Source organism: Streptomyces sp. NRRL F-5755 (genome assembly GCF_001279365.1).
GTDB lineage: Bacteria > Actinomycetota > Actinomycetes > Streptomycetales > Streptomycetaceae > Streptomyces > Streptomyces rimosus.
In genome coordinates this window covers 120000-138485 of record NZ_LGCW01000114.1, presented here as the reverse complement: position 1 = coordinate 138485, position 18486 = coordinate 120000, and the positions used below count along the sequence as shown (strand labels likewise).

Here is an 18486-nt window from a genome sequence, read left to right as displayed (position 1 = left end):
ACCTTATCCGGCGCGGGCCCCGGCGAACAGGGAGCGGCGGCGCCGGACGGCGCGCCATTCCGGCGGAACACTTTTTTCCGGTCATAGTGGGACGTCATGAGCGTGCAGACGTCCGAGGAACCGACGCCGCATTCCGGGCCCGGCGGCGCGGAGCACGATCCACCGCCCGACCTCGTTCTGGTCGGCGTCGGAGTGGCCGCGGTCCTCGCGGTGGTCGCCTGGGCGGCGCTGGGCAGAAAGAATTTCGAATCGGTCACCGATTCCGCGCTGAACTGGGTTCTGGGGAATTTCGGCTGGCTGTTCGTGGTGGCGGCGGATGTCTTTCTCGTGCTGTGCGTCCTCATCGCCTTCAGCCGATTCGGCCGGGTCCGGCTCGGCACGGACGACGCGGAGCCGGAATTCAGCAATCTGGCGTGGATCGCGATGATGTTCAGCGCCGGAATGGGAATCGGCCTGATGTTCTACGGCGTGGGCGAGCCGCTGCAGCACTACGTCTCCCCGCCGCCCGCCAGCGGTGTCGCGCCGCACACCGGCGCCGCGGCCCGTACCGCGCTGGAGTACTCGTTCTTCCACTGGACCCTGACGCCATGGGCCATCTACGGCATCGCGGGCCTGGCCCTGGCGTACGCGGGCTTCCGCAAGGGCCGCAGCAACCGGCTCAGCTCCGCCTTCGTCCCGCTGATCGGCGAGCGGCGGGCCGGCGGGCGGCTGGGGCACCTGATCGACCTGCTGGCCGTCTTCGCGACCGTCTTCGGCACGGCCACCAGCCTGGGCCTGGGCGCCCTCCAGGTCAGCAAGGGGCTCAACATCACCACGGGCACGGCGGACAGCACGACGGTGCAGCTGGTGATCATCGTGGCGCTCTCCGCCGCGTTCGTGGCCTCGGCGTTCTCCGGCCTGCACAAGGGCGTCAAGTGGCTGTCCACCATGAACATCGTGCTGGCGGCACTGCTGATGCTGTTCGTCTTCGTGCTCGGCCCGACCGTGTACGTCCTGGACAGCATCCCGGCGAGCGTCGGCGGCTACCTCGCCGACCTGCTGCCGATGGCGTCGCGGACCGGTGCGTTCACCGACGCCGACTGGCTGGGCGTCTGGACCGTCTTCTACTGGGCGTGGTGGCTGTCCTGGGCCCCGTTCGTCGGCACGTTCATCGCCCGGATCTCGCACGGGCGGACCGTACGGGAGTTCCTGATCGGCGTCCTGCTGGTGCCCAGCGGCGCGACCATGATCTGGTTCTGCGTGCTGGGCGGCAGCGCGATCCGGCTGGACGCCGGCGGGGTGGCCGACCTGGCGAAGCACGCCAAGGACGCGGAGGCGTCGCTGTTCGGCATGCTGGACGCGCTGCCGGCCGGGGCGGTGACCTCGTGGGTGGCGATGATCCTGGTGATGACGTACTTCATCACCAGCGCCGACTCCGCCTCCCTGGTGATGGGCTCGCTGACCAGCCGCGGCGCGCTGCACCCGCGCACCTGGCTGGTGGTCACCTGGGGCATCCTCATGGCCGCGGTCGCCGCGGTGCTGCTGGTGGCGGGCGGGCTCGGCGCGCTCCAGACGGCGACGATCCTGGTCGCGCTGCCCTTCGTGTTCGTGATGCTGGCGCTGTGCTGGGCGCTGCTCAAAGAACTGCGCGAGGACCCGGGCGCCGGCCCCGCCCGGCACCCCGCGATGCACGGTCTACGGGACGCCGTACGCACCATCGTCGGCGAGGAGATCACCGACCGCGGCCGCACCCGCCACCCACGGCTGCGCCGCGCGGCCGACGCGAAGCGGTCGGGCGACGACCCGGAGACGCCGGGACCGTAGGCGCCGCACCCGGCGGACCGGCGCGCACCGCGGCGCACGCCCGCATACCGGAACGTACCGACCACTGAACGCACCTTCTCCCAGGGCGACTTGATCAGCACAATGAGGCTGTGCCGCATGACGACCATGCGGAGTTCCCGCTCGGCGAGGCCACGGTCCGGGTCGCGCCGGCGCCCGTCGGTGAGCCGGCCGGGGGCGCGGGCGGGGCGGATCTGCCCGGGGGGATCGGCGGGGGCACACCGGTGGGCAGCGGTGACCGGGTCACCGTGCCGGCGTCCGACGCGCTGCGGGCCGTGCTGCACGGCGCGCGGCTGTCCGCGTCCGCCGTGCCCGCCGTCCTCAAGGCGCTGGAGACGTGGACCGGCGACTGCTCGTCCGTACCGCACGAGACGCCGCGGCTGCCCGCGCTGCTGCGGGTGGTGGAGTACGTCGCGGCGGAGGTCGGCGGGCTGGCGGGCGAGGCGCTGCGGGAGTGGAGCGCCCGGGTCGCCCAGCGGCTGGGCGACCACCCCTCGGCGCTGGACGAGCGGCGGGCGGACGCGGCGCGCTGGGCCGCGCGGACCGCGTCGGCGGGCGCCTGCGTCCCGGAGACGTACCGGGCGTATCTGCGGCTGGCGGCGCTGCTCCTCGGAGGCCGGTGAGCCGGGGCGGGACTGCGTTCAGCCCATCACCTGTTCGAATGCATTCGGGAGGTCCAGGCGTCCGGGCCCCCGGGACGGGTGAAGCTCCGGACAGGGCCGGCCGCCGACGGCCGGGCGGACACCGCCGGACGAGGGAGTGCCTGGTGCGACGACGTGATGTGTTCCTGGGCGCCACGGCAGCCGGTGCCGCGGCCCTGCTGCCCGCGGCGGCCGGCTCGTACGGCCCGCACCCGTACACCGAGCGCTACCTCGGCCGGACCATCCGCATCGGCACCGGCGCCGCCCACGGCGTCCCCCGTGTCACGATCGACGACCGGGAACTCCAGCTGATGCGCATGGGGCGGAACGCCTATCTGTCCCCCCTGTGCCATTACGGCTTCGACCGCACCCCGCTGGAGGCCGCGCGCCGCGCCGTACGGCGGCTGCACGGCGCCCGGCTGCTGCCGACCCCGCCGGTCCGCGCGTGGAAAGGCCCCGTGGTCCCGCCCGGCCTCACATCGCCCGCGCGCCCGTACATCCGCAAGAACCACCTGGCGATGACCGCCCAGGAGCGGCGGCGCTTCGTCCACGCCGTCCTGGAGACCAAGCGGCGGGGCCTGTACGACGCGATGGTCGCCGTCCACGTCATGGTGAACTCCCACGACTACATCCACCGGGACCATGGGCGGCGCACCGCGCACCTGACGCCTTCCCTCCTGCCCTGGCACCGGCAGTTCCTCCTCTACTTCGAGCAGGCCCTGCGCGCGGTCGACCCCGGCGTCACCCTGCCGTACTGGGACTGGACCAGCGACCGCGACCCGCGCTCGCCGCTGTGGGCCGACGACTTCCTGGGCGGTGACGGGCGGCCCGGCGACCGGCAGGTGACGACGGGGCCCTTCGCCCGGCGCAACGGCTGGCGACTGGGCGTCAACATCCGGCCCACCGGCCATGACGTGGCGTGGGCCAACGGCTACTACACCCAGGACGACCGGGACTTCCTGACCCGCGCGCTGCGCCCGCCCGGCACCCTCTCGACGGCCCGGCAGCTGGACGCGACCCTCGCCCTCCCCGTCTACGACTGCCCGCCGTGGAACCACGAAAGCGGTGCGGAGGCTCCGTACCGCAGCTTCCGCAACCACCTGGAGGGCTACGCGAAGTTCCCGTGGGAGCGGGACTGGGGCAAGCTGCACGGCTCCGCCCATGTCTTCGTCGGCGGCCACATGGAGTTCCTCGCCTCGCCCAACGACCCGGTCTTCTACCTCCACCACTGCTTCGTGGACAAGATCTGGGCCGACTGGCAGCGCCGGCACCCCGACGTCCCCCACTACCTCCCCCTGGAGCCCGCCGGCGGCGTCCCCGGCCTCCACACACCACTGGCCCCCTGGCACACGATGACCCCCGCCGACCTCCTGGACCACACCCGCTTCTACCACTACGACACGTGAGCGGCCGCCCGGCCCCGGCAAGCGCCCCGTCCGTCCCCACTACGCTCGCCGTATGACCACGGACTACGCCACCTATATCGCCGGTCTTCCCCGTGTACTCGCGGGCGCCGGTGTCATCTTCCGCGACGCCGACGACCGGGTGCTGTACGTCGAACCGAACTACCGCGACACCTGGATCCTGCCCGGCGGCACCGTCGAGTCGGACGCGGGCGAGTCGCCCCGCCAGGCCGCGCGGCGGGAGACCGCCGAGGAAATCGGCCTGGACGTCGAGCCGGGCCGGCTGCTGGCCGTCGACTGGGTACGCGGCCCCGGCCGCCCGCCGCTGGTGTCGTACCTGTACGACGGCGGCGTACTGAACGCGGACCAACTGGCGGCCATCCGCCTCCAGGAGACCGAGCTGCTGTCCTGGTCCCTGCTGACCTGGGAAGAGGCACACCCCCGGCTGTCTCCCCCGATGGCCCTGCGCATGCGGGCCGCGCTGGACGCGCTGGCGGGCGGGAGCGGACCGGTGGAACTGGAGGACGGAATCGCACCGGCCGCCTCCTGACGCCCGGCCGGCACCCGCCTCCCCTTGACTTCAAGTCCCCTTGAGGTTGCATCGTCACCGCATGACGTTCTTCCCGGATGCGGCGATCCCGCCGGGCCGCCTGGCGGTGGGCGTGGTACTGCCGTCGCCCGCCGTGCGGCGCGAGCAGAAACTCCCCCTCGCCGAGGCGGCCCGGCACGCGGAACGGGCCGGACTCGACCTCGTCGCCCACCGGGACGCCCCGGCCGGTGAACCGTCACTGGACCCCGCGGTGGCGGTGGCGGCGGTGGCCGCGGCGACCGACCACATCACCGTCGTCAGCGGGGCGTACGCACCGGCACTCCTGCCACCGCCCCGGGCCGCCGAGCAGATCGCGAGCCTCCAGTACGTCGCGGACGGCCGGCTGGTGCTCGGCGTGGGGACGGGCGGCGGACGCGCGCGGTGGGCGGCGGCGGGCGTGCCGTACGAGGAACGGGGCCGCCGCACCGACGCGGCACTACGACTGCTGCCACGCCTGCTCGCAGGCGACCGGGAACCACCACTACCCGAACCAACCAACCATGCACCCGAGTTGATCCCCACCACACCGATGCCACCCATCTGGATCAACGGCAACACACGCACCGCGATACGACGCGCCGCCCGCCTCGGCGACGGCTGGTACCCCACCCTCACCCCACCCGCCGAAGTAGCCGCAGGCACCGTCCACCTGGCCGAACTGGCCGCCGCCTTCACCCGCCCGACCCCGACCGTCACAGTCGGCACCCTGGGCGCCCTGGGCACGTCCCCGGACCTCCCCACCCGCACCGAACTCGCAGCGGCCCTGGCCACAACCCACGGCACCACCCCCGAACGCTGCGCAGAGGTCCCCGTGACCGGCAGCACCCGGGAAGCCGCCGAACACCTGCACAACTACTGCGGCGCGGGCGTCTCCCGCGTACTGATGACGTTCGCGGGCGGGGACTGGCGCCATCAGGTGGAGTTGTTGGCGGAGGTGCGGGAGCTGTTGCGGTAAACCGCCGTGCACCGACCATCCCCACATTGTTAGGCTCACCTAACCAAGAGCTGATGATTCGTTCTTTCGGGGTGGGAGCACATGCGCGCAGTACCGCGGTCGGCACTGATCGAGGGCACCATCGAACGGCTGAAGACGCAGATCGTCAGCGGCCGGTGGCCCCTGGACAGCAAGATCCCCGTCGAGGACGACCTCGTGGCGGAGCTTCAGGTCAGCCGCGGCACGCTGCGGCAGGCCGTACAGGCTCTGGTCCATGTGGGGCTGCTGGAGACCGCTCAGGGGCGGGGGACGTTCGTACGCGGTACGCACGAGGTCGACACGGTGCTGCACCGCTACCTCGCCGACGCCGAGCTGCGCTCCGTACTGGAGACGCGGCGTGGCCTGGAGGTGGAGGCCGCCGGGCTCGCCGCGGAGCGCCGCGGTCAGGCCGACCTGGACCGCATGGCCGCCGCACACGAGCGCCAGACGGCCGCTCACCGCGACGGCAGGGGCGGTGAGTTCAACCGGGCCGCGGTGGAGTTCCATTCGGCCGTCGTGGAGGCGGCGGGCAATCCGGTACTGGAGCGTCTGTACACCACCATGCTCGGCTCGGTGCGGGACTCGGTCCGGCTCGGCGGGGTGCGCCGCCCCCAGGAGCACTACGCGGCCCCGGGCACACCCGCATCCTGCGGGCGATCCGCGACGGCGACGTGCAGGCCGCACGGGAGGCCGCGGCCGCGCACGTCACCACCTTCCTGACCGCTCTCGCACCCACGGACAAGGACCTCCGATGACGCCCGGCCCCGGCCTCGCGCCCTGGGCCTACGTCATCGCCGCGGCGATGCTCCGCTCCGTCACCGTCCCGCCCGCCCGCCCGCACCGAAACCCTTACAGCGGCGTCCCAGAACGAGCCCGCGGCCTCCGCCACAGCGGTCGCGCGACAACAGGAAACAACTCTCAGCCCCCAGGAGAAGAACGCAACATGACCAAGCAGTGGGTGGCCGGCTTCCGCAGCGCGGTGATCAGCCCGTACGAAAAGGTCCGGCTCAGCCAGCCACACGGCTTCGACGACCAGACCGTGCGCCAGGTACTGCACATGGCCGGTGGCGGCGAGGCGATACGGGTGCACCTCTCCCACCGCTACGGCCGCGCCGCCCTGACCGTCGCCGACGCCCGGGTGGCCATACGCAAGAACGCGGACGAGATCGTCACGGAGACCGACACCGGACTGCGCTTCGCCGGGACCGGGCCCGTGACGATCCCGGCCGGTGGCGAGGTCGTCAGCGATCCGGTCGACCTGCCGGTACAGGCCGGCTCCGACCTGATGCTCAGCCTCCACCTGCCGGACGAGACCGGCCCGGCCACCTACGCGCACATGCCCGCCGAGAACGCCTACGTCACCAGCGGCAGCCGGGCCGGCGCTGCGGCCCTTCCCGGAGCAAAGCAGGTCCACGGCCGGTTCTACGTGACCGGCGTCGACGTCCTGACGGCCGAGGACACCGCGGTCACCGTCGCGTTCGGGGACTCCTGGTTCGAAGGCGTCGGCACCACCCACGGCGCCAACCAGCGCTCCGTCGACGCGCTCAACCGGCGCCTGGAGCGCGGCTGGGCCGTCAACCAGGGCATCGCCGGCAACCGGCTGCTCACCGACGAGATCGGCGAACACGCCCTCGCGCGCTTCGAGCGAGACGTGCTGTCCGTACCCGGCGCGGCCCACGTTCTGATCCACTTGGGCATCAACGACCTGGCCCTGCCCGGCATGCTCGGCCTGCCTCCCGCCACCGCCGACGATCTGATCGCCGGGTTCACCGAACTCGCCCGCCGCGCACACGCCGCCGGCCTGACGGTCCACGCGGCGACCATCGGCCCGTTCGCCGGTGCGGTCTACCCGGGGCACAACACTCCCGAGGGCCTCGCCGCCCGGCGCCGGATCAACGAGTGGATCCGTACCTGCGGCACCTTCGACTCCGTCTTCGACGTCGCCCACGCCGTGGCCGACCCCGACCGGCCGGACCACATCCGCGCCGAGTTCGACAGCGGCGACGGAATGCACCTCAACGACGCCGGTGCCCGGGCCATGGCGGCCACCGTCGATCTCGACGCACTCAGCCGCTGAACGGACGCTCGGCCGTCAGGTGCCTGCCCCAGGGGTGCGGCGGGCGTCCTAGGCTGCCGGTATGCAGGAGAACATGGAGGCCGACGGCAGCGGGGCACAGGCAGCGCACGACGACTACTGGCCCCACCACGGAGCCCCCGCCCTCACCGAAGTCCCCGGCGTCATCGGCGTAACCCTCGGCGGCAGCCGGGCCCGGGGCACCCACCGGCCCGACTCCGACTGGGATCTCGGCGTCTACTACCGCGGGGAGCCTGATCTCGCCGCTCTTGCGGAGCTGGCCGCCGAGGTCACGGGTGTGCCGGTGGAGATTCACGGGCCGGGGGCCTGGGGGGACTGGGTGAATGGTGGGGCGTGGCTGGTGATGCCGGATGGGCGGCATGTGGACTGGTTGTTGCGGGATGTGGACCGGGTGGGGAAGGTGTGGCGGGAGTGCCGGGCGGGGCGGTTCGAGATCGGGGCCCAGGTGGGGCATCCGATGGGGTTCTGGTCTCCGGCGTACGCGGGTGAGCTGGCGTTGGCGCGTGTCCTGGCCGATCCGTCCGGTGAACTGGGGCGGTTGAAGGCGGAGATGCGGGAGTATCCGGAGCCGCTGCGGGGTGCGCTGGCCGGGACGGCGGTCTGGGATGCCGGGTTTTCCGTGGCCATGGCGGGCAAGTCGCATGCGTCCGCGGACACGTTGCACGCGGCGCTGTGCCTGGCGCGCGCGGTGGGCGATCTGACCCAGGCCCTGCACGCTCACCACCGGACCTGGCTGATCAACGAGAAGGGCGCGCTCGCCGCCGCCGCTGCCCTGCCCGACGCGCCGCCCGGCTTCGAGGAGCGGGCGAGCGCGCTGCTGGGCGGACTGGGGCGTACGGGGCCGGAGTTGACGCGTTCGCTGAAGGCGGCGGAGGAGTTGGTGGCGGATGTACGGGCGGTGGTGGAGAGCGCGGGCTGAGGGTGCGGGCGGCGGCCGGCCGCTCGTCTCACTCGAACAGCGGCACCTGCCCCTGCGCGCCGTCTCCCCGCTCGGCACCGCCCCGCTCGAAGGACAGCAGCCGACGCTTGCGGTCCAGCCCGCCGCCATAGCCCGTGAGGCTGCCGCTCGCCCCGATGACGCGGTGGCACGGGATGATGATGCCGATCGGGTTCTTGCCGTTGGCCAGGCCGACCGCGCGGGCGGCCGAGGGCTTGCCGAGGCGTTCGGCGAGCTGTCCGTACGAGAGTGTCGCGCCGTACGGGATCTCGCGCAGGGCGTCCCAGACGCGGCGCTGGAAGGGCGTGCCCCGTGGGGCGAGGGGCAGGTCGAAGTCGGTGAGCGTGCCGTCGAAGTAGGCGCGCAGCTGCTGGACGGCCGCCGCGAAGGGTGGCTCCGTGATGCCCTCCGGCAGACCGAAGGACTCCTGGGGCGGGCGGTGGCGCTGGCCGGTCATGTAGAGGCCGACGAGCGCGTCGCCCTCGGCCACGAGGGTCAGCGGGCCGTACGGCGTGTCGGGCAGCAGGGCGTGGCGACGTGTGCCGCTGCCGGGCGCGGGAGAGGGTGCGGAATCGGGTGTGGGCATGGCGGCCTCAGTCGGTGGGGAGGTGGTTGATGGGGTGGTCGTCGGTGGCCCAGAGGTACTGGACGGCGTACGCGCGCCATGGGCGCCAGCGCGCCGAGTGCCGTATCAGCGCCGCCGGGGTGGCCGGCAGGCCGAGGCCGGCGGCGGCGCGGCGCAGGCCCAGGTCGGTCGGGGTGAACGCGTCGGGGTCGCCGAGCGCGCGCATGGCGATGCATTCGACGGTCCAGGGGCCCACGCCGGGCAGCGCCGCCAGCTGGGCGCGGGCCCGGTCGCGGTCGCTGCCGACGCCGAGCTGGACGGTGCCGTCGGCGAGGGCGGTGATCATGGTGGTGAGGGTGGCGCGCCGGGTGCGCGGCATGGCGAGCGTCTCGGGGTCCAGTGCGGCCAGCTCGGCGGGGGCCGGGAAGAGGTGGGTGAGGCCGCCCGCCGGGTCGTCGATCTTCCGGCCGTACGCGGTGACCAGCCGCCCCGCGTGCGTACGCGCCGCCGCGGTGGACACCTGCTGGCCCAGGACGGCCCGTACCGCGAACTCGTCCGCGTCCACCGTGCGCGGCACCCGCCGCCCCGGCGCCTTGCGGACCAGCGGGGCCAGTACGGGGTCCTCGCCCAGCAGCCCGTCCACCGCCTCCGGGTCGGCGTCCAGGTCGAGCATCCGGCGGCAGCGGGCGATGGCCCCCGCCAGGTCGCGCAGGTCGGTCAGGGAGAGCCGGCAGTCGATGTGGTCGGCGCGCGGGGTGAGGGCGACGATCCCGTGCCCGTACGGGAGGGCGAGCGTGCGCCGGTACGCGCCGTCCCGCCATTCCTCCACGCCCGGTACGGCGGTCGCGGCCAGGTGTCCGAAGAGGTTGTCCGGGCACAGCGGCTGCCGGAAGGGCAGCCGCAGGGCGAGTGTGCCGGGCGGGGCCGCCGTGCCGGTGCCCGGCCGGGCGCGCCGCCGCAGTTCGGTGGGCGCGAGCGCGAACACCTCGCGCACCGTGTCGTTGAAGGTGCGGATGCTGGCGAATCCGGCGGCGAACGCCACGTCGGCCATGGGCAGTTCGGTGGTCTCGACGAGCAGCCGCGCGGTCTGGGCGCGCTGCGCGCGGGCCAGTGCGAGCGGCCCGGCGCCGAGCTCGGCGAGCAGTTGCCGCTCGACCTGGCGGGTGCTGTAGCCGAGGCGGGCGGCCAGCCCCGGCACGCCCTCGCGGTCCACGACGCCGTCGGCGATCAGCCGCATGGCGCGCGCGACGCAGTCGGCGCGCTCGTCCCACTGCGGCGATCCGGGGCTGGCGTCCGGGCGGCACCGTTTGCAGGCGCGGTAGCCGGCCTGCTGCGCGGCGGCGGCGCTCGGGTAGAAGGTCATGTTCTCGGGTTTGGGCGGCACGACCGGGCAGCTGGGGCGGCAGTAGATGCGCGTGGTGCGCACCGCCGTGTAGAACCACCCGTCGAAGCGGGCGTCCTTGGACCGGACGGCGCGCAGACAGCGCTCGAAGTCGGTGTGCATGGGTCCAGGATCGGGCAGCCGCGGGCGCCGGGCTGGCGGTTTTCCGACATCAGTGTTCGGTGACCTGCGGCAGCCCGGAGGTAAGTGGGCGGAAATGGCGGTCCAACCCGACGTGGCATACGGCACTCGCCGCGAATTTGCGCCGGTCCGGGGGCGGTATGCGAGAGTGGGCGACCCGGTTGGCCGGGCGCGCACGCGTGCGCTGCCGCTGCCGGGACCCCCTCCTTCAGACGAACGGTTCCGGCCGCGCCTCCAGCGTGTCCGGGGTCGCTCCCTCCCCTACGTCCTTCTCAGAGAGTGATGCAGGCAACGACTCTTCTCCCCCGGACCGAGGACCTGTTCACCCAGGGCCTTCAGCTCCAGGAGGGCGCCGCCCTCCTGCGTTTCGGCGCCGCGCGGCAGCGGCCCGCCGACCGGACCAGTTGGTGCAACACCGGCGCCGTCGCCTGGCTCGACGCCGTCCGCGGGCACGTGTGGAGCGTCGGCGAGGCGGACGCCGCCGCCGGTCTCGTGCTGCGTGCGGCGCAGGGCTTTCCCGACGGCGTACGGGAGTTCACCGGGCCGCGCGGCACCGAGACGCTGGTCGGCCGCCATCTCGCGGTGACGGACGTGGTCGAGTGGGTCTTCCGCTGGACGCTGGAGGAACCGGCCGTCCACCCGGCGGAGGACCGCGTGGTCGCGCTCGACGAGAGCCACCACGGGGAACTGCTCGCCTTCCTCAACGAGCACAGTCCGGCCCATTCGACGGGCCCCGGCTCGTCGGACGTGAGCCTGTGGGCCGGTATCCGCGGCGCGGACGGGCGGCTGGTGGCGTGCGGCGCGATGAGCAGCCTGCGGGACAGCGGCGCGCCGCTGATGGCGTCGGTCGCCACCGACGCCGCCCAGCGCGGCCAGGGCCTCGGGGCCGCGCTGACCTCGTGGCTGACCCGGCACACCGTACGGCAGCACGGCTTCTGCACGCTGTGGCAGCTGGCCGACAACGCGCCCGCCGAGCGGCTCTACGACCGGCTCGGGTACCGCAACGAGGACCCGTGCGTGTCGGCGCGGTTCGCCTGGCACTGAGCCGCGCCCGGCGGACCCGCCGCGCGGCCGGTCAGCCCACCTGCGCCGCGAACGCCTGGTACGCCCGCTCGTCGAACAGGACGAAGCGCACCTCCGCCACGGACGTCTTCGCGGCCCGTACCGTCCCGACCGCGATACGGGCCGCGTCGTCCAGCGGCCAGCGGTAGATCCCGGCGGAGATCGCCGGGAAGGCGACGGTGCGGGCGCCGAGCTCGTCGGCGACCCGCAGCGCCTCGCGGTAGCAGGAGGCGAGCAGGTCCGAGCGGTCCTCGGACTCCGCCCAGACCGGGCCGACCGTGTGGATCACCCAGCGGGCCGGCAGCCGGCCCGCCGTGGTCGCCACGGCCTGTCCGGTGGGCAGGCCCTTGCCGTAGTGGGAGGCGCGGAGCGCGCGGCACTCGGCCAGGATCTCCGGGCCGCCGCGCCGGTGGATCGCGCCGTCCACTCCCCCGCCGCCCAGCAGCGAGGAGTTGGCGGCGTTCACGACGGCGTCGACCGGCTGCTCGGTGATGTCACCGGCGACGAGGGTGAGGGCGGGGGCGGATGCGGTCATGCGTCCATCATGGCCCGCCGTCCCGGTCGCCGGCGGCGGAGGGGTCCGGGGGCCCGGCCGGACTCGCTGCCGGGGCGGGCCAGGTGATCTCGAAGTACTTCACCCGCTCGTCCTCGCCCGCCGGCCGCATTCCGGCGGCGGCCATGACCCGCTGGGAGGCGACATTGTCGTGGTCGGCGTCGCCCTTGACGCAGGTGACGCCGCGTTCCCTGGCGAGGCGCAGCAGCTCGCACAGGGCTTCCGTCGCGTATCCGTGGCCGCGTGCCGCGGGGACCAGGCCGTAGCCGACGGTCACGCTGCCGTCCGCTGCGGGCGGCCGGTTGTAGCCCAGGCTGCCGATGACCAGCCCGTCCGCCCGGCGGCGTATCTCGTAGTCGCCGAAGGGCTGCGGGTTGCCGGTGGCCGCGCAGCGCCGCAGGAAGTCGGTGGCGGACTCCACGTCGCCGTCCGTCGGATAGCCGGGCGCCCACCGGTCCCCGCCCGCCGGAGTGCGCGCCGCCACCCGCTCCGCCTCGGCGACGGTGAGCGGGTGGAGCACCAGCCGTGCCGTCTGGAGATCGCTCATGGCAAGGGGATTACCACGCGCGGCGAGCGGGCCGCACCGGCATTTCCGGCCGCGGCGCCCGCCGGCGCCGCGGACGCCCGTACCGTCAGCGTTCCGTCGTGAGATAGCCGGTGAGCATGGCCACCAGCTCGTTCTCGAACCGGGTGGCGTCCACGGGGTCGGGTGCCGCCAGGAGCTGGTGGGTGAGGAGTTCGATCGTGGCCACGGCGAGCCGGGCGGCGACGTAGGTGTCCGCCACCCGGACCTGCGGATGGCGCTCGAACAGCGCCTGGACGGAGGCGACCCGCGCCCGGTGGTGCCGGGCGACCTTGTCGAGGAGTTCCGGGGTGCGGGGGCCCTGCTCGGCCATCACGCGCAGCAGCTGGGGGTCGTCCAGGTGGCTGTCGACCGAGGTGCGGACGAAGAGCCGGATGGTCTCTTCGAGGGAGTCGGGCAGCTGCCCGTCCAGCCGCTCCCCGACGGCGGCGGCCCCGGCGTCGAGGTGCCGGATCAGCAGCTCCGCCAGGATCGCGTCCTTGTTCGGGTAGTACTGGTACAGCGATCCGATCGAGACCCGCGCCCGTGCGGCGATGCGGTTGGTGGTCCCCGCGGCGTAGCCGTACTCGGCGAAAACGTGAGCAGCCGCGGTGAGGATGCGCTGCCGGGTGGCTTCGGCGCGGGCCTGGCGTGGCTGTTTACGTGGCGTTAGTCCCCGGTGGTCCGGCGCCATGACACCTCCTGGGCGGCCCCTCGAATGCGAGTGGCAGAGACCTGAGCAATTACTCACAATAGTGTCATGAGCTGCGGCGGAGCGGCCGTTGCCGCTGTCGGCCGAGCGTGCCGGCGCGCCGCGCCCCCGCCGTGCCGCCCTCCTGGAAGGAGCCTTCATGACGCAGCTACGCACCCGCCCCCGCCGGCTGCCCCCGGACGCGGTCCGCGCCCTGCTCGGTGAGCCCGAGTCCATGCTGGAGAACAAGAAGATCGACCACATCGACGCGTTCGCCCGCCGCTTCATCGCGCACTCGCCCTTCGCTTCGCTGGCCACGGCGGACGCGGCCGGACGCGCCGACTGCTCGCCGCGCGGCGACTACCCGGGGTTCGTGAAGGTCCTCGACGAGCACACCCTCGCGATACCCGACCGGCCGGGCAACCGGATCGCCGACTCCTTCCGCAACATCGCGGAGAACCCCGAGGTGGGGCTGCTCTTCCTGGTGCCCGGGATGTCGGAGACGCTGCGGGTCAACGGCCGGGCCTACCCCACCGACGAGCCCGATGTGCTGGCCCGGATGCGCACCGAGGCCAAGGCGCCGGTGCTGGCGATCGTCGTCGAGGTGGCCGAGGCGTTCTTCCACTGCGGCCGCGCGCTGCTGCGGTCCCGGCTGTGGGACCCGGCGAGCCAGGCCCTCGCCGACGAGCTGCCGTCGGTCGGTGAGATCGCCGCCGCGCAGTTCGGGGGCGACATCGACCCGCAGCGCTTCGAAGCCGTCCTCGAAGAGTCGTACCGCAAGCTCTTCTGACCCTGCCGGAAAGGGAATCACCGATGCAGCGGACCCTCCTCGAACGCCTCGACCCGGTCACCGACGACGTCGTCTCGCTCGTCCTGCGCGGCGCCGACGGCCCGCTGGCTCCCTGGGAGCCGGGCGCCCATGTCGACGTGGCCCTGCCGAACTGGCTGACCCGGCAGTACTCCCTGTGCGGCGACCCCGCGGACCGCGAGACCTACCGCGTCGCCGTACGGTACGACCCGCTCAGCCGGGGCGGCTCCGAATACATCCACCGTTTTCTGCGCCCGGGCCGCACGCTGGACGTGTCCCTGCCGCGCAACCACTTCCCCCTCGTGCCCGCGCCGCGCTACCTCTTCCTCGCGGGCGGGATCGGCATCACGCCCGTCCTGCCGATGCTGCGCGCGGCGACCGCGGCAGGCATACCGGCCTCGCTCGTGTACGCGGGGCCCTCGGCCGACGCCATGCCCTTCGCCGGTGAACTGCGCGCCGCCTACGGGGACGCCGTACGTATCGTCGCCACCCGCGAGCACGGCAGGCCGGACTTCGGCGCGCTGGCGGCGGCCCTGGAACCCGGCACCCTGGTCTACTGCTGCGGCCCGGCCTCCATGCTCGCGGCGGCGGAGGCCGCCTTCCCCGCCGGGCAGCTGCACGCCGAGCGGTTCCAGCCGCAGCCCAGGGTGTTCGCACCCAACACGGCGTTCGACGCGGTGTGCGCGCGATCGGCGCGTACCGTCCCGGTGCCGGCCGACGAATCGCTGCTGGACGCCCTGAACCACGCCGGGTTTCCGATACCGTCCGGGTGCCGCGAGGGCGTCTGCGGCAGTTGCGAACTCCTCGTCCTGGACGGGGAGCCCGAGCACCGGGACGACATCGGCGCCCCCGAGGGCCGGATGTACGCCTGCGTGTCGCGGGCGCTGGGGCCGCGGCTGGTGCTGGACCTCTGAGCAGCGGTCCGCCGAACAGCGGTCAGTCCCTTTCGAGGATGGTCTTCAGCTCCGACAGCATCATGATCCAGCCGCCGCTGACGCCCTCCAGCATCTTGGAGTCGGCCGAGTCGAAGCCGTCGTGGGTGATGGTCAGCTTCACGCCCAGCTCCGGCTCCTCGGCCGGTTCGATGTCGAAGGCGACCTTCGAGCGCTCCTTGACCGCCTCGGCGAACTCCGCGTCGCTCATGCCGAACATCTCCTGGTGCATCGGCTGCAGCGTGTGCCAGGTGTAGGCGAGCCGCTTGCCGGGCTCCGACTCGGTGACGACCTGGCCGAGGTCCTGCGGCTCACCGCCGTCCTCGACGGGCCACAGCACCTTCGAGCCGGCCTTCCAGTCGGAGGAGGGCGCCCAGCCGCCGTGGTACTGCTTCAGGAACTCCGGGCTGGTCAGGCCCTCCCAGAGCTTCTCGGGCGTGGTGTGGATGTAGATCGTGTAGACGAACTCGGGCTTGCTCATCGCCGTTCCTTCCAGGGCGTGTTTCAGATTGCCGAGCGCGGCCATCCGGCCCCGCTCGTACCGGCCGATCCAGCGGTCGGCAAGATCGTGGATGGGTACGGGATTGAGGTAGTGCAGCCTCTCCCGGCCGTGCCGGACCATCGTGACCAGGCCCGCGCCCTCCAGCACCGCCAGGTGCTTGGACACCGCCTGCCTGCTCATCTCCAGTCCCGCGCACAGCTCGCGCAGGCTCTGACCGTTCCGCTCGTTCAGCCGGTCCAGCAGCCGCCTGCGGCTCGCGTCGGCGAGCGCCTTGAACACCTCGTCCATTGCCAACCCCCTCACCTTCAGATTGGCAACCGTTTGGTTGCACGTCAAGCCGGGAGTGGCATCGGAGGTGTTTCAGCAGGTGGGAGAGCCCGCCCCGGTCAGCGAACGGGGCGCAGGCGCTGCCAGACCGCCCTGGCGGCGTGGTGCCCCGCCATGCCGTGCACGCCGGGGCCGGGCGGGGCGGACTGGGAGCAGAGGAAGACCGCCGGATGGGCGGTGGTGTACGGGTTGCGGGCGAGCTTGGGGCGGATGACCAGGCCGAGGCCCGCGGCGGAGCCGGCGCAGATGTCGCCGCCGACGTAGTTCGCGTTGCGGGCGGCCAGCTGGGGCGGTCCGGCGACGGCGCGGGCCAGCACCAGATCGCGGAACCCGGGCGCGAAGCGCTCCAGTTGGCGTTCCACGGCGTCCGTGGCGTCGCCCTCCCAGCCGTGCGGGACATGGCCGTACACCCAGAAGGTGTGCCTGCCCTCGGGGGCGCGGGTGGAATCGATCAGGCTCGGCTGCGAGGTGATCAGGAACGGTACGGACGGGGCGCGGCCGTCGGCGGCGGCGCGCAGCGCGGTGCCGATCTCGCCGCTGGTGGGGCCGAGGTGCACGGTGCCCGCCCGGCGGGCCTCGGCGGAGGTCCACGGCACCGGGCCGGAGAGCGCGTAGTCGATCTTGAAGACGCCGGGGCCGTACCGTACGCCGCGGTAGGCGTTGCCGAGCCCGGCGATCCGGGCGAGGGCGGTCGGCGAGGTGTCGAAGATGTACGCGCGGGCCGGGGGCAGGTCGTCCAGCCGCTTGACCTCGAAGCCCGTGTGCACCACACCGCCGTGCAGGCGCAGCAGCGCGGCCAGGGCGTCGGGAATGGCCTGCGAGCCGCCGCGCGGGACCGGCCAGCCGCCCGCGTGCGCGGCGAGGGCGAACATGATGGCGGCTCCGGCCGTGCCGGGGCTGGTGAGCGGGGCGATGACATGGGCGGCGAGCCCGGCGAACAGGCCGCGCGCCTTCTGGTCCCGAAAGCGCCGGTTGAGGAGCGCGACCGGCTGGGCCGCGGCCAGACCGAACCTGGCGTACGTCACCGGGTCGCGCGGCAGGCCGAGCCACTGCGTACGCAGGAAGTCGGCGGCCAGGGTGTCCCACTTGCCGAGGAACGGCGCGAGGAGTCTGCGGTACGTGCCGGCGTCGTGCGCGCCGAGGGACATCGCCGTCTCGCCGACGGAGCGGGCGAGCACCGCGGCCGTGCCGTCGGGAAAGGGGTGCGCCATCGGGATGTCGGGGTGCAGCCACTCCAGGCCGTACCGCTCCAGGCCCATGGCGGTGAAGGCGGGCGAGCCCGCGGCGAGCGGGTGCACCGCCGAACAGGGGTCGTGCCGGAAACCGGGCAGCGTCAGCTCTTCGGTACGGGCGCCGCCCCCGATGGTGGCGTGCGCCTCGAAGACCTCGACGGCCATGCCGCGGCGGGCCAGTTCGACGGCCGCGGTCAGCCCGTTGGGGCCCGCCCCGATCACCACGGCATCGAGCATCGTCGGCACCTGCGCCACTCCCCTCGTCTGCGACCCTCGCCCTTGAGGATCAGTCGGCGGCCGCCAGCAGTCCGAGGATACGCCGGGCCGTCGCCGCGTCCCGGGCCGCGGTGAACGGCAGCGCGTTGCCGCCGGCTATGCGGAACGGCTCGCCGGCGACCGTGCCGCTCGCGCCGCCCGTCTCGTGGACGAGCAGCAGCCCGGCCGCATGGTCCCAGGCGTTCTCCCAGCTGAAGGCCACCGCGTCCAGCTCGCCGCGCGCGATGTGCAGATACTCCAGGCCCGCCGAGCCGCAGGGGCGCGGGGCGACGCCGTCGGTCTCCAGCAGGGCCAGGACCCGCTTCTGCTCGTCGTCGGTGAAGTCGTAGTGCGAGATCGCCACCTCCAGCACCGCGCCGGGCGCCGGGGAGCCGGGGCGCAGCGGCTGGCCGTTCAGCTCGGCGCCCGCGCCGCGGCGGGCGACCGCCATCAGGTCCAGGGCGGGGGCGTACGTCCAGGAGGCGAGCAGTTCGCCGCGCAGCGCCAGGGTGACGAGTGTGGCGAAGCCCGGGTCGCCGTGCACGAACTGGCGGGTGCCGTCGACCGGGTCGACGATCCACACGGGCGCGTCGCCGCGCAGCGCGTCGAGCACGGCCGGGTCGGCGTGCACCGCCTCCTCGCCGACGACCAGCGAGCCGGGCAGCAGGCTCGTCAGGGCGGCGGTCAGCTGCTCCTCGGCGAGCCGGTCGGCGACCGTGACGAGGTCGTGCGGGCCGTTCTTCTCCAGCACCTCATGGGCGGCGAGCTGCCGGAACCTCGGCATGATCTCGGCCGCCGCCGCCTTGCGGACGGCGTCCTCGACGGCGGCTGCGTCCAGCGCGCGCAGCACCTCGTCCGCCGTGTGTAGGGAGGCGCCGCCCGTCTCTTCCGTTGCGTCTCCCGTATCCGTACGCATTGCTTCGATCATGACTCCATCGAACCACGCCCCACTGACACACGGCCTGGACAGGAGGTGAACTCCGGATGCCGGGCGCCCGGGCACCGAGGGATGCGCC

19 protein-coding genes are annotated in these 18486 nt (G+C 73.3%); 11 read left to right on the top strand and 8 right to left on the bottom strand.

Annotated elements, in window-relative coordinates; translation table 11 throughout:
• Positions 1-96: 96 nt before the first annotated feature.
• The 8 genes from ADK86_RS13725 to ADK86_RS13690 all read left to right on the top strand — a co-directional run bounded on the left by ADK86_RS13725 (position 97) and on the right by ADK86_RS13690 (position 8441).
• Positions 97-1803: a BCCT family transporter gene (locus ADK86_RS13725; RefSeq protein WP_053696840.1), complete on the top strand. Its 1707-nt coding sequence runs from the start codon at positions 97-99 to the stop codon at positions 1801-1803.
• A gap of 110 nt (positions 1804-1913) precedes the next feature.
• The gene (locus tag ADK86_RS43790) at positions 1914-2444 is read left to right on the top strand and encodes a hypothetical protein (RefSeq protein WP_199834399.1); all 531 of its coding nucleotides are present in this window, start codon (positions 1914-1916) and stop codon (positions 2442-2444) included.
• A 143-nt stretch (positions 2445-2587) separates the two neighbouring features.
• Positions 2588-3868: a tyrosinase family oxidase copper chaperone gene (locus ADK86_RS13715; RefSeq protein WP_324611390.1), complete on the top strand. Its 1281-nt coding sequence runs from the start codon at positions 2588-2590 to the stop codon at positions 3866-3868.
• A 52-nt stretch (positions 3869-3920) separates the two neighbouring features.
• The gene (locus tag ADK86_RS13710; protein WP_053696839.1) at positions 3921-4415 is read left to right on the top strand and encodes an NUDIX domain-containing protein; all 495 of its coding nucleotides are present in this window, start codon (positions 3921-3923) and stop codon (positions 4413-4415) included.
• A gap of 61 nt (positions 4416-4476) precedes the next feature.
• Complete coding sequence (locus ADK86_RS13705) at positions 4477-5409, top strand: LLM class flavin-dependent oxidoreductase (protein ID WP_053696838.1); 933 nt, start codon at positions 4477-4479, stop codon at positions 5407-5409.
• Between the two features lie 81 nt (positions 5410-5490).
• Positions 5491-6147 carry a FadR/GntR family transcriptional regulator gene (locus ADK86_RS13700; protein ID WP_053696837.1) on the top strand — a complete coding sequence of 219 codons (657 nt, stop codon included), beginning with the start codon at positions 5491-5493 and terminating at the stop codon, positions 6145-6147.
• 223 nt (positions 6148-6370) lie between these two features.
• Positions 6371-7504: a GDSL-type esterase/lipase family protein gene (locus tag ADK86_RS13695; protein ID WP_053696836.1), complete on the top strand. Its 1134-nt coding sequence runs from the start codon at positions 6371-6373 to the stop codon at positions 7502-7504.
• Between the two features lie 73 nt (positions 7505-7577).
• Positions 7578-8441, top strand: a complete 864-nt coding sequence (locus ADK86_RS13690) for a nucleotidyltransferase domain-containing protein (protein WP_420718846.1) — start codon at positions 7578-7580, stop codon at positions 8439-8441.
• A 28-nt stretch (positions 8442-8469) separates the two neighbouring features.
• On the opposite strand, the gene ADK86_RS13685 is transcribed toward ADK86_RS13690, so the two are convergent.
• Both ADK86_RS13685 and ADK86_RS13680 read right to left on the bottom strand, forming a co-directional pair.
• Positions 8470-9045, bottom strand: coding sequence for a methylated-DNA--[protein]-cysteine S-methyltransferase (locus ADK86_RS13685; protein ID WP_053696835.1), 576 nt, complete (start codon positions 9043-9045; stop codon positions 8470-8472).
• Between the two features lie 7 nt (positions 9046-9052).
• Positions 9053-10528, bottom strand: a complete 1476-nt coding sequence (locus tag ADK86_RS13680) for a DNA-3-methyladenine glycosylase 2 (RefSeq protein WP_053696834.1) — start codon at positions 10526-10528, stop codon at positions 9053-9055.
• Positions 10529-10828: 300 nt separating this feature from the next.
• Between ADK86_RS13680 and ADK86_RS13675 the strand changes: the two genes are divergently transcribed.
• On the top strand, positions 10829-11590 hold the full coding sequence (locus ADK86_RS13675; protein ID WP_053696833.1) for a GNAT family N-acetyltransferase: 762 nt from the start codon (positions 10829-10831) through the stop codon (positions 11588-11590).
• 31 nt (positions 11591-11621) lie between these two features.
• On the opposite strand, the gene ADK86_RS13670 is transcribed toward ADK86_RS13675, so the two are convergent.
• The 3 genes from ADK86_RS13670 to ADK86_RS13660 form a co-directional block, all read right to left on the bottom strand.
• Positions 11622-12143 carry an O-acetyl-ADP-ribose deacetylase gene (locus ADK86_RS13670; RefSeq protein WP_053696832.1) on the bottom strand — a complete coding sequence of 174 codons (522 nt, stop codon included), beginning with the start codon at positions 12141-12143 and terminating at the stop codon, positions 11622-11624.
• A 7-nt stretch (positions 12144-12150) separates the two neighbouring features.
• Positions 12151-12708 (bottom strand): GNAT family N-acetyltransferase, encoded by a 558-nt coding sequence (locus tag ADK86_RS13665; protein ID WP_053696831.1) that lies wholly within the window; start codon positions 12706-12708, stop codon positions 12151-12153.
• 85 nt (positions 12709-12793) lie between these two features.
• Complete coding sequence (locus tag ADK86_RS13660) at positions 12794-13417, bottom strand: TetR/AcrR family transcriptional regulator (protein WP_053696830.1); 624 nt, start codon at positions 13415-13417, stop codon at positions 12794-12796.
• 157 nt (positions 13418-13574) lie between these two features.
• Between ADK86_RS13660 and ADK86_RS13655 the strand changes: the two genes are divergently transcribed.
• Positions 13575-14204 carry an MSMEG_1061 family FMN-dependent PPOX-type flavoprotein gene (locus ADK86_RS13655; protein WP_053696869.1) on the top strand — a complete coding sequence of 210 codons (630 nt, stop codon included), beginning with the start codon at positions 13575-13577 and terminating at the stop codon, positions 14202-14204.
• Positions 14205-14227: 23 nt separating this feature from the next.
• Entirely contained in the window at positions 14228-15136 is a 909-nt protein-coding gene (locus tag ADK86_RS13650) for a PDR/VanB family oxidoreductase (protein ID WP_053696829.1), read from the top strand.
• Positions 15137-15158: 22 nt separating this feature from the next.
• Here the strand turns inward: ADK86_RS13650 and ADK86_RS13645 are convergent, their stop codons facing one another.
• The 3 genes from ADK86_RS13645 to ADK86_RS13635 all read right to left on the bottom strand — a co-directional run bounded on the left by ADK86_RS13645 (position 15159) and on the right by ADK86_RS13635 (position 18398).
• The gene (locus ADK86_RS13645; RefSeq protein WP_053696828.1) at positions 15159-15944 is read right to left on the bottom strand and encodes an ArsR/SmtB family transcription factor; all 786 of its coding nucleotides are present in this window, start codon (positions 15942-15944) and stop codon (positions 15159-15161) included.
• 98 nt (positions 15945-16042) lie between these two features.
• Positions 16043-17461 (bottom strand): phytoene desaturase family protein, encoded by a 1419-nt coding sequence (locus tag ADK86_RS13640; protein ID WP_053696868.1) that lies wholly within the window; start codon positions 17459-17461, stop codon positions 16043-16045.
• A 40-nt stretch (positions 17462-17501) separates the two neighbouring features.
• Positions 17502-18398: an inositol monophosphatase family protein gene (locus ADK86_RS13635; protein ID WP_234345842.1), complete on the bottom strand. Its 897-nt coding sequence runs from the start codon at positions 18396-18398 to the stop codon at positions 17502-17504.
• Positions 18399-18486: the final 88 nt, after the last annotated feature.